Below are 10840 nucleotides of genomic sequence, written 5' to 3'. Positions count from 1 at the left end.
CCAACGGGCCGACCACGCCCGAAGCCGACGACATCCTGCATGAACGGGGCATTCTGGTGGTGCCCGATGTGATCGCCAACGCCGGTGGCGTCACCGTCAGCTACTTCGAATGGGTGCAGGATTTCTCCAGTTTTTTCTGGAGTGAAGACGAAATCAATGCCCGCCTGGTGCACATCATGCGCGAAGCCTTTGCCGCCATCTGGCAAGTGGCCGACGAACACCGGGTGAGTTTGCGCACCGCCACCTTCATCGTGGCCTGCTCTCGGATTCTGCAGGCGCGTGAGTTGCGGGGTTTGTACCCCTGACAAGCAGCGTCTGTTCACAGGCCCGGGCTCGCACGGGCAGTGCTGAGCACCCCGCTACCTCAGGTCCTCAAAGGCAAGGCCCCTGCGGCCTTGACCTCGCCCAGAGAAAAGCTGGTGTGCAGGTCCTTGACATTGGGAAGATTGAGCAACACATCCCGCGCAAACTGGCTGAAGGTGTTCAGGTCCTTGCTGACCACCTGCAGCTCAAAGGTGCCGGTCCCGCTGATGTAGTGGCAAGACACCACTTCGGGAATTTTCTGAATCGCTTCTTCCAATTGACGCGTGATGTCGCCCCGGTTGCGCTCGGCATCCAGCCGCACAAAGGCCAGCACATCCAGCCCCACCTTTTGGCGATCGATTTCGGCGCGGTAGCCTTTGATGACGCCAGACTCTTCGAGCGCCCGAACCCGCCGCCAGCACGGCGCGGCCGATAAACCCACCCGCTGCGCCAATTCGGCATTGGTCAGGCGGCCATTCTTTTGCAGTTCGTTCAATATCGCCCAGTCAAATTTGTCCAGTGTTTCCAAAATAAGCCTCTTTGAGCAAGATTCTTTCAAATCATAGGGCAAATCCTGTCGCCGAAAGCAAGCACATGTCCGCAGGGGCGTCCTACACTGTGCATTCCATTTAAGACGCAGGACAGACCATGAACGCCCCCTTGCCCGAATCGATTCGCCAGGCTCTGGAAACCGTGACGCTGGACGATAAATACAGCCTCGATGTGGGCCGTGCCTTCATGAGCGGCGTGCAGGCCTTGGTCAAACTGCCCATGCTGCAGCGCCAACGCGACGCCCTGCAAGGCAAAAACACCGCCGGTTTCATCAGCGGTTACCGGGGCTCGCCCTTGGGCAGTTACGACCAGTCGCTGTGGAAGGCCAAGGACCACCTCAAAGCCCAGCACATCGTGTTCCAACCCGGCGTGAACGAAGAGTTGGCCGCCACCGCCTTGTGGGGTACGCAACAACTGGGCTTTGCGCCACCGGGCACCAACAAGTTCGACGGCGTATTCGGCATCTGGTACGGCAAAGGCCCCGGCGTGGACCGATGCTCTGACGTTTTCAAACACGCCAACATGGCGGGCACCACACCTTGGGGCGGCGTGCTGGCGGTGGCAGGCGATGACCATGTAGCCAAAAGCTCCACCGCCGCGCACCAGAGCGACCACATTTTTAAGGCCTGTGGCCTGCCGGTGTTTTTCCCGGCGAGTGTGCAAGACATCTTGGACCAAGGCCTGCACGCCTTAGCGCTGAGCCGTTTTGCCGGCATCTGGTCAGGCATGAAGACGATTCAGGAGATCGTTGAGTCAAGTGCCACCGCCCACATCGACCCCGAGCGCGTGCAAATTGTCTTGCCCGAGTTCGTCATGCCGCCCGGCGGTGTGCACATCCGCTGGCCAGACACCGCGCTGGAGCAAGAAGCGCGTTTATTCGATTACAAGTGGTACGCGGCTCTGGCCTACATCCGCGCCAACAAGCTCAACCACAACGTCATCCAAGGCCCCAACGATCGGTTCGGCCTAATCGCCAGTGGCAAGGCCTACAACGACACACGCCAAGCCCTGCTTGATCTGGGTCTGGACGACGCCACCTGCCAACGCTTGGGCATACGGGTCCACAAAGTGGGTGTGGTTTGGCCCCTCGAAGCACAAACCACCCGCGAGTTCGCCACCGGGCTGCGCGAGATTTTGGTGGTCGAAGAAAAACGCCAAGTCATCGAATACCAACTCAAGGAAGAGCTTTACAACTGGCGCGACGATGTGCGCCCCACCATCGTGGGCAAGTTCGACGAGGCCGATGGCGACACCTCGGGCGGCGAATGGTCAACGTCCAATCCGACAGGACGCACCTTGCTGCGGGCCAACGCCGACCTGACACCCGCATTGATTGCACGGGCCATTGCCAAACGCCTGAAAAAGCTGGGCGTGGATGCCGACACAACCGCCCGCATCGACGCGCACCTGGCCATTCTGGACGCCAAAGAAAAGTCATTGCAAACCCTGACCTTGGGTGCAGCTGCTGAACGCACACCCTGGTTTTGCTCGGGCTGTCCGCACAACACCTCCACCAAGGTGCCTGAAGGCTCTCGCGCCATGGCCGGCATTGGCTGTCACTTCATGAGCATCTGGATGGACCGCAGCACCGTGGGCTTTACCCAGATGGGCGGCGAAGGGGTGCCATGGAGCGGCCAGCAACCCTTCAGCACCGACCAACACATTTTTGCCAACATCGGAGATGGCACCTATTTCCACAGCGGCATCTTGGCCGTGCGCCAAAGTGTGGCGTCAGGTGTGAACATCACCTACAAAATTTTGTACAACGACGCCGTCGCCATGACGGGTGGCCAAGCCATCGGCGAACGGTCTGAGGGCCACAGCGTGGTGCAGATCGCCATGAGCATGAAGGGTGAAGGAGCTCAACGCACCGTGGTCGTGACCGACGAGCCCGAAAAATACGAAGGCGTCGCTCTGGCCGAAGGCGTGCGTGTCTACCACCGCGACGAGCTTGACCGCATTCAACGCGAGATGCGGGAGATCAAAGGCACCACCGTCATCATTTATGACCAGACCTGCGCCACCGAAAAGCGCCGCCGCCGCAAACGCGGCACCATGGTCGACCCTGCCGTGCGCGTGATGATCAACGAAGAAGTCTGCGAAGGCTGCGGCGATTGCAGCGTGCAATCCAACTGCTTGTCGGTCGAGCCGCTTGAAACCCCTTTGGGCCGCAAACGCACCATCAACCAAAGCACTTGCAACAAAGACACCAGCTGCCTCAAAGGTTTTTGCCCCAGCTTTGTCACGGTAGAAGGCGGTACTTTCAAAAAGAAAGCCACATCCACCAGCGCCACGCCAAACCCAGCTAAGCTGGGTGCACTGCCCGAGCCTGAGCTGCCCGTCATCGGCCAACCTTGGGGCATGGTGGTGGCGGGTGTGGGCGGTACAGGCGTCATCACCATTGGCCAGCTGCTCGGCATGGCAGCGCACATGGAAGGCAAAGGCATCGTCACACAAGACTCGGCAGGACTTGCCCAAAAAGGGGGGGCGACCTGGAGCCACATTTTGGTAGCCAACACCCAAGACGAAATCCGAACCACCCGTGTGAGCATGGCCGCTGCCGACCTGATCATCGGTTGCGATCCCATTGTCAGTGCCTCCAAAGAAACCACTTTGCGCATGCGCGCCGGTCGCACCCATGTGGCCTTGAACAGCAACAGCACCCCCACCGCAGCTTTTGTAAAAAATGGCAATTGGCAGAACCCAGCCGAACAATGCGTGGCCGAAATCGCCACCCAAGTTGGTGCGTCAGGCGTTGGCGCTTTTGATGCAGATGCTCTTGCCAAGCAGCTCATGGGCGACACGATTTATGTGAACCCCATGCTGCTCGGTTACGCCTGGCAAAAAGGCTGGGTGCCCTTGCGTCGCGAATCTTTGGTGCGGGCGATTGAGCTCAACGATGTGCAGGTCAAAAACAACTTGGCCGCTTTCGAATGGGGCCGCCACGCAGCGCACCAACTTGACGCACTCATGCAAACCATGCGGCCCGTGCAATTGATCCAATTTAAAAAGCGAGAGTCTTTGGAAGACCTTGTCGCCGACCGCATGGCCCGATTGACCGATTACCAAGACAAGGCGTATGCACAGCTTTACCAAGGCATTGTGGCCCGCGTACAAGCCACCGAAGCACCTTTGGGTAAAACGCTGTTGAGCGATACGGTGGCGCGTCAGCTCTACCGTCTGATGGCCTACAAAGACGAATACGAAGTGGCCCGTTTGCACACCCAAACAGGTTTCATAGAACGCATCCAAAACAGTTTTGAAGGCGACTTCAAGATTCACTACCACTTGGCTCCACCGCTTTGGTCCAAGCGCAACAGCCAAGGTGAATTGGTCAAGAAAAAGTTTGGCCCTGTCATGCTCACAGGCTTCAAGATACTTGCCAAACTCAAAGGTCTGCGCGGCACCAAGCTGGACTACTTTGGCAAAACCGAAGAGCGCCAGACCGAACGCGCTCTGATCCGTGAATACATGGAACACATCGACAACTGCTTGGTGCAACTGTCAGAACAAACCCATGCGCATGCGGTGAAAGTGGCCCAAGTCCCTGAAAACATCAGAGGCTATGGGCACGTCAAAGAACGCAACATTCGCGCTGCGCGTTCCTTGTGGACTTCCCTGGGCCAACCATAAAAAAACCATGGTCCTGCTTGCAGGGCCATGGAGATTCAAAGCACAGTGGCTAAGCACCGCCTCAGCGGCACAGAAAAGCCGCAATACCAAGTTTTAGCGTGAATCGGGCAGTTCAATTTTCACTTCGAGCACTTCCAGGTTGTCCTGGCGCTCCAAGTTGACCTTGATGTCTTCGACATTGATTTTGATGTACTTGCTGATCACCGCCACCAGTTCACGCTGAAGGTCTGGCAAGTAATCAGGCTCAGCGGCATTGCGGCCGCTGCGTTCATGTGCCAGGATGATTTGCAGGCGTTCTTTGGCCACGCTGGCCGTTTGCTTCTTTTCGCCCAACAGGAAGGAAAGAAAGGACATGGTTTACTTGCCTCCAAACAAACGTTTGAAGAAACCCACTTTTTCCGCTTCAATGAAACGCATAGGTCTGTCTTCACCCAAAAAACGGTCGATCACGTCTTTGTAGGCTTCGGATACGTCGGTGTTGGCCATGTGAATGGCAGGCGTTCCTTGGTTAGAAGCCTGCAAAACGTTTTCGCTTTCTGGAATCACACCCAACAGCTTGATGCGCAAGATGTCTTGGATGTCTTGCAGAGACAACATTTGCCCCTCTTCCACCCGGTTGGGGTTGTAACGGGTGATCAACAGGTGTTCTTTGATCGGCTCCAAACCTTCAATGGCACGTTTGGTCTTGCTGCCCAGCATGCCCAAAATGCGATCCGAATCACGCACCGACGACACCTCGGGATTGGTCACCACCAAAGCCTCGTCAGCAAAATGCATGGCCATCAAAGCGCCAGTTTCAATGCCGGCAGGTGAATCGCACACCACGTATTCGAAACCCATGCCACTCAAGTCATTCAAAACCTTCTCAACACCTTCAATGGACAAAGCATCTTTGTCGCGGGTTTGTGAAGCCGCCAAAACAAACAAGTTGTCACATTGTTTGTCTTTGATGAGGGCTTGGTTCAAATTGGCTTCGCCCTGAATCACATTGATCAAGTCGTACACCACACGGCGTTCGCAGCCCATGATCAGGTCCAAATTGCGAAGGCCCACGTCGAAGTCAATGACGGCGGTCTTGAAACCCCTGAGGGCCAAACCCGTGGCAAAACTGGCGCTGGTTGTGGTCTTGCCCACTCCACCTTTGCCGGAAGTCACAACAACTATTTTCGTCATGGATGCGCTTTCTTGGACAAAATTTAAAAATCAAATTTCAAGGCTTCAAAGGGGTAATCAACAACTTGTCCCCTTCAGGCCCAGACTGCAGAGAAACCTGCGCCACTTTGCCTAAAACATCTGCTGGCAAAGCATTTTCACTGGTTCGGTAAACCCCGGCGATGGAAATCAGTTCTGGCTCCATCACCAAGGCGAATATTTGGGCCTCTGTGTTGCCACGCGCACCGGCGATGGCTTTGCCACGCAAAGTGGCATACACATGAATATAGCCATCGGCAATGACCTCTGCGCCCGCATTGACCATGGCCAAGACGATGAGGTCACGGCCCTTGGCATAAACCTGTTGGCCTGAACGCAAAGGTTTGTCGATGACCAATGCACCCAGAGGCAATTCCACGAGGGCAGCTGGTTTAACAGGTTCACTCGGCGTGACCTTGGCCTCTACAACGGCCATAGAACGACGTATACGGGCATCGGACGCATCCACCAAGCCCAATCCCTTGGCGAGCTGCAAAAGCTCCTGATGAGCGCCTTTGATGGCCAAAGGCACCAATGCATGTTCACGCAACACAGACATCAAAGCATGAAGATCAATGGTTTCATGTGCCTCCAACGCCAAGCCACTGACATCAATGACAACCGGGTCCTGGTCAAAAAAACCAGGGCTTTGAGCCAGTTGTTGCTGCAATGCCTTGGAAACGGCGTCTATGTCTGTGGTTTTGAGAAGCAAAGCCACCAAAGACAAATCGGCACTTTTGATGTCGCAACAGGGTAATGAAGGGTCTTCTGAAACGATCGCCATGGTGCTGCTGGGGTTGGAAAGTCGCAAATCTTAACAGCGCACTTGTTTTTTTGTTATCTCTCTATAGTTTTATATCTTTAAATAGTGGTAGTAATAAGGGCCGCGTTGGTGTGTGGATAAGCCTATTTTTTTGAATGCTGACAAGGACTTGCGATATTTTTAAGCATGTGTGTGACCTTGCTTTTTTGCTGTCACGCCAAAATGAACAACTTCAAGAAACCAGACCAAGCTGTGGATAAGTCATGTTTTCCATGATTTTTATCCACAGCTTTATCCCGGTGGTTTTTTACCGGTCAATCACCCACTGGATGACACCTTTCGCCACAAAGCCCAACATGCCGAATGCCAAGCCCAAAAAGATAATGAAAGTGCCAAACTTGCCGGCTTTCGACTCCCAAGCCAATTGCAAGACGATGAACAGCATGTACAGCATGAAAGCCGACACGCCAATGGTCAGACCAAACCAGGCAAATTGCTCCTCGGTGAAGTTCCACATCACACAGACCCTTCTGCGGGGGTGCGCTCAGGAACTCCCTCAGTGTTGACCAGGGCCTTGTAGGCATGCCATGAAGCATGACCCAGCATGGGCACAATGACAATCAGGCCGATAAACACCGTCAAAATGCCCGCCATGCTCAGGCTCATGATCAGCAGTGCCCACAAAGCCATGGGGACAGGATGCGTCAGCACCACCTTCCAACTGGTCAATACGGCTTGCAAAGTGTTCATTCGTCGGTCCAGCAGCAAAGGCATGGACACCACACTGGACGCAAAAACGGGTGCTGCCATCAAGCCACCCAAGGCCAGCCAGAGCTCAAACAAATAACTTTCGCGGCTCAGCACCACATGGCGAATGAAATCCATGGGTGTGTGAATGGGCACAGGTGCCAACAAGGTGATCAGGGCCGAAGAAGTCAGGATCCAGCCGGTTCCTGCCAATGCCAGCAACAAACCAAAGCGCACCAAGCACCAATAACTCACCTCTTCGCTATTGCGCAGCGATTGCCACCGTGTCCAGGTTTTGAAAAGCAAACGAAGATTGACGGGCTCTTCTCTTTCAATGGCCCGGCTCATGGCATACAGACTGGTGGCCAGCACAGGTGCTACCACCAAAAACCCCGAGACCGCTCCAGCCAGCAACCAAAATCGGTCGTGTGCCAGCCAAGTGATGAGGCCACCACAGAGGGCCATGACCAAGCCATGCGCCAAACTCAACCATGGTGAATGGCAAATGTCTCTCAGGCCCAGATACAGCCAATAAAGAGGCTGTTTGTTGTCAATGGGCCAGATGGCGGGCAAGAACAATCGCGTGGCACGGCCTTGTTCGCTGGGTGGACGCGAAGAGGGGTCTGGTGAAATGGGGTTCATGCCAACGAGCTTACGCGCTGGCCTTGTAAAAAAACTTGACCTGTATCAAATGCCAAAAGACGGCCGAGGCCGTCTTTTGGGTTCAACACAAAACTTGAATAGCCTGATCAGTGTGTTTCAGGTCGATGGAGACAAACCATCAATGTTTGCCATGGCGACCCGCCTCTCCATCACCACGGTTCATGCTGTGCATTTGACCTTTCATGACCCGAGCCGTTTCGTGGTCAAAAACTTGTTTTTGTTCAGCACTCAGGCTGGCATAAAAAACTTTGGTGGCTTCAGTCCGTTTTTGCATCTGTGCGTCATGCCCGGTTTTCATCGCCTGCATCTGGTCCAGACGCTCGGGCGTGGTCATTTTTTCGAATGTCGAACGATCGGGCCGCGCCATGTGCTCGGGGTGTTGCATGGACTGTGTGAACTGGGTCCAAGAAGCCTCTTGTGTCGCTTGCAAGTTGAGCTTGGTTTTAAGAGCCGTCAAATGTTGGTTGTGGCGCTCGGTTTTTTGCGCATGCATTTTTTCCATGCGGCCAGCATGAGGGCTGTCGGTGGGTGTGTTTTGGGCCAATGCTGCGCTGGCCAAGCCAGCGATCAAAGCGGAGGCGATCAAGGTGCTGCGAATCGATTTCATGGAAAACATCCTTTGGTTGATGGGATGCCGCCAGTGTGATTCGCCCATGTATCCGGCTTATGGCCGTTTGAAGCTGATTTGTAAAGATCAGGTGTTTTTGTTGCGGCAGGTGTTGATGCCGAGCAAGCTGTACGGCGGGCACCGGCCCAATAGGCCCGTGGCCAAAGGCACCAGACCCAACCAAGCCCAAACACCGACCGTGTGTGTGGCAGCAAGTGCCACCAAAACCACGCCCAGTGTGATGCGAACCATGCGGTCAATGCCGCCAACATTGGACTTCATGTGCTGTCCTCCTTTGGATTAGAAATAAGTGGCCCTCAAAGTGCGCGCTTCAAGCCGCGACCCGGTAGCCTTCATCGGCAATGGCTTTGGCCAAAGCTTCGCGTGCTTGACTGGAGTCAACTTCGACGCGGTTGGTGCTGCGGTCAATCACGACGCGGGCTTTTTCATCCAGCGCCAACACCGCTTTGGTGACCGCTTTTTCGCAATGCCCGCAGGTCATGCCTTCAACATTGAAAATTTGGTTCATGATCTACCCTTTGTTCAGATCCCTTTGGGACATACGAAAGCATAGACCAAAAAAGGTCGTCGTGACATGACACACATCAAGACAGAACAAACGACCGTTTACGACATCGGCATTGGCGGCATGACCTGCGCATCGTGTGTGGCGCGGGTTGAAAGAGCGCTGCAAAAAATGCCGGGTGTGCTGGGTGCGACGGTCAACCTGGCCACCGAATCGGCGCGGATCGAAGTGAACTCACCCGATGTGACCGATGCACGCCTGCGCCGCGCTGTGCGCGACGCCGGCTACGAGCCCCGCACACCCGAAGCACAAACCGACACCAGCGAACACAGCACATGGAAAGGTTTCATGCCAGTGGGTGTGGGCCTGGTGTTGACGGCACCGTTGGTGTTGCCCATGCTCAGCGATGTGTGGGGGCTGCATTGGATGCTGCCTGCTTGGTTGCAATTTGCGCTGGCCACGCCAGTGCAGTTTGTGTTGGGTGCTCGCTTTTACAAAGCTGGCTGGCACGCTCTGAAGGCGCTCACCGGCAACATGGACTTGTTGGTGTCCTTGGGCACCACCGCAGGCTGGGCCTTGTCGGTTTGGTTGTGGCTCACGGCGACAGATGGCACCACACCGCACCTGTACTTTGAAGGCTCGGCCGTGGTCATCACCTTGGTCATGTTGGGCAAGTGGCTGGAGACGCGTGCCAAGCGCCAGACCACCGAGGCCATCCGTGCCTTGCACGCCTTGCGCCCAGACAAGGCGCATTGGCTGGGCGAAGACGGCGAAGTCGATGTCCCCGTGGACGAAATTCTGGTGGGTGACCAAATTGTGGTGCGGCCTGGTGAACGCTTTCCACTCGACGGCGAGTTGGTCGAAGGGCAAACCCAGGTCGACGAATCCATGCTGACAGGCGAGCCTTTGCCGGTGGGCAAAGCACCTGGCGCGGCCTTGACCGGTGGCTCCATCAACGGCGAAGGGCGTGTGCGCATGCGCGTCACCGCCGTGGGGCATGAGACCGTGCTGTCGCACATCATCCGTTTGGTGGAAGACGCGCAAGCGGGCAAAGCGCCCATACAGCGCTTGGTCGACAAAGTGGCCGAAGTGTTTGTGCCGGTGGTGTTGCTGATCGCCCTGCTCACGCTGGGCACCTGGATGGTGTTGGGGGCCAATTTTGAAACCGCGCTCATCCATGCGGTGGCGGTGTTGGTGATTGCCTGCCCTTGCGCCTTGGGCTTGGCCACACCGGTGGCCATCATGGCCGGCACCGGCGTGGCGGCCAAACATGGCATCTTGATCAAAGACGTACAAGCGTTGGAATTGGCGCACCGCGTGCAAACCATTGCGTTTGACAAAACCGGCACGCTCACATTGGGCCAACCTCGGCTGATCGCCCATGTGTCGGCGTCCGGACAAGACGCGCAGCAAGCGTTGGAATTGGCCGCACGCGTGCAAAGCGGCAGCGAGCACCCCCTGGCCCGTGCGGTGGTCAATGCGGCCAAAGCGCTGGGTTTGGAAGGCGCCAGCGCGCAAGACTTGAAAGCCATTCCGGGCAAGGGCGTGGTCGCCACCTTGGATGGTCGGCTGGTGTTGCTGGGAAGTCTGCCTTGGTTGCAAGAAGAAGGCTTAGACATGGGCCTTTGGCAAGCAGACATCAGCGCCTTGCAGGCCCAAGGCGCCAGCCTTTCGGCACTGGCTGAGCGCACGCAAGCCGGCTTGCAAGCCCTGCTGCTCATGGGTTTTGGCGACGAGCCCAAAGCGGGTGCCGCACAGGCCTTGACCGCACTGCGCGAGCGGGGTCTGAAGCTGGTGATGATCTCGGGCGACAACCAAGCCGCCGCCGAAGCCATGGCACGCCGCCTGGGCTTGC

At 56.2% G+C, this 10840-nt stretch carries 11 protein-coding genes and 1 pseudogene; 3 read left to right on the top strand and 9 right to left on the bottom strand.

Features of this window, described 5'->3' with window-relative positions; translation table 11 throughout:
* Positions 1 to 305: pseudogene (locus Q0341_RS04620) on the top strand (Glu/Leu/Phe/Val dehydrogenase); the annotation flags it as partial.
* Between the two features lie 59 nt (positions 306 to 364).
* Here Q0341_RS04620 and Q0341_RS04615 read toward each other — a convergent pair.
* Positions 365 to 832: an Lrp/AsnC family transcriptional regulator gene (locus Q0341_RS04615; protein ID WP_299510892.1), complete on the bottom strand. Its 468-nt coding sequence runs from the start codon at positions 830 to 832 to the stop codon at positions 365 to 367.
* Positions 833 to 951: 119 nt separating this feature from the next.
* Here Q0341_RS04615 and Q0341_RS04610 point away from each other — a divergent pair, with 119 nt between their 5' ends.
* Positions 952 to 4488 (top strand): indolepyruvate ferredoxin oxidoreductase family protein, encoded by a 3537-nt coding sequence (locus tag Q0341_RS04610; protein WP_299510891.1) that lies wholly within the window; start codon positions 952 to 954, stop codon positions 4486 to 4488.
* Positions 4489 to 4581: 93 nt separating this feature from the next.
* On the opposite strand, the gene minE is transcribed toward Q0341_RS04610, so the two are convergent.
* The 8 genes from minE to Q0341_RS04570 all read right to left on the bottom strand — a co-directional run bounded on the left by minE (position 4582) and on the right by Q0341_RS04570 (position 8988).
* Positions 4582 to 4842 (bottom strand): cell division topological specificity factor MinE, encoded by a 261-nt coding sequence (gene minE / locus Q0341_RS04605; protein ID WP_108329267.1) that lies wholly within the window; start codon positions 4840 to 4842, stop codon positions 4582 to 4584.
* Between the two features lie 3 nt (positions 4843 to 4845).
* Positions 4846 to 5661, bottom strand: coding sequence for a septum site-determining protein MinD (gene minD / locus Q0341_RS04600; protein ID WP_299510890.1), 816 nt, complete (start codon positions 5659 to 5661; stop codon positions 4846 to 4848).
* A 37-nt stretch (positions 5662 to 5698) separates the two neighbouring features.
* A complete protein-coding gene (gene minC, locus Q0341_RS04595; protein ID WP_299510889.1) occupies positions 5699 to 6463 on the bottom strand; it encodes a septum site-determining protein MinC in 765 nt (254 codons plus the stop codon).
* A gap of 286 nt (positions 6464 to 6749) precedes the next feature.
* The gene (locus Q0341_RS04590) at positions 6750 to 6959 is read right to left on the bottom strand and encodes a DUF2788 domain-containing protein (RefSeq protein WP_299510888.1); all 210 of its coding nucleotides are present in this window, start codon (positions 6957 to 6959) and stop codon (positions 6750 to 6752) included.
* Positions 6959 to 7831, bottom strand: coding sequence for a DUF2189 domain-containing protein (locus tag Q0341_RS04585; RefSeq protein WP_299510887.1), 873 nt, complete (start codon positions 7829 to 7831; stop codon positions 6959 to 6961). Before Q0341_RS04585 ends, Q0341_RS04590 begins: the two co-directional genes overlap by 1 nt.
* A gap of 139 nt (positions 7832 to 7970) precedes the next feature.
* A complete protein-coding gene (locus Q0341_RS04580; protein ID WP_299510886.1) occupies positions 7971 to 8459 on the bottom strand; it encodes a Spy/CpxP family protein refolding chaperone in 489 nt (162 codons plus the stop codon).
* Positions 8460 to 8546: 87 nt separating this feature from the next.
* Complete coding sequence (locus tag Q0341_RS04575; protein ID WP_299510885.1) at positions 8547 to 8741, bottom strand: DUF2892 domain-containing protein; 195 nt, start codon at positions 8739 to 8741, stop codon at positions 8547 to 8549.
* A gap of 49 nt (positions 8742 to 8790) precedes the next feature.
* Positions 8791 to 8988, bottom strand: coding sequence for a cation transporter (locus Q0341_RS04570; RefSeq protein WP_299510884.1), 198 nt, complete (start codon positions 8986 to 8988; stop codon positions 8791 to 8793).
* 66 nt (positions 8989 to 9054) lie between these two features.
* Here Q0341_RS04570 and Q0341_RS04565 point away from each other — a divergent pair.
* On the top strand, positions 9055 to 10840 hold a 1786-nt coding region (locus tag Q0341_RS04565), incomplete at its 3' end, for a heavy metal translocating P-type ATPase (RefSeq protein WP_299510883.1).

It is taken from the genome of uncultured Limnohabitans sp. (genome assembly GCF_937889215.1).
Taxonomy (GTDB): Bacteria; Pseudomonadota; Gammaproteobacteria; order Burkholderiales; family Burkholderiaceae_C; genus Limnohabitans_A.
Note: the sequence above shows the minus strand (reverse complement) of the source record. Positions and strands in the feature narration are given on the sequence as shown.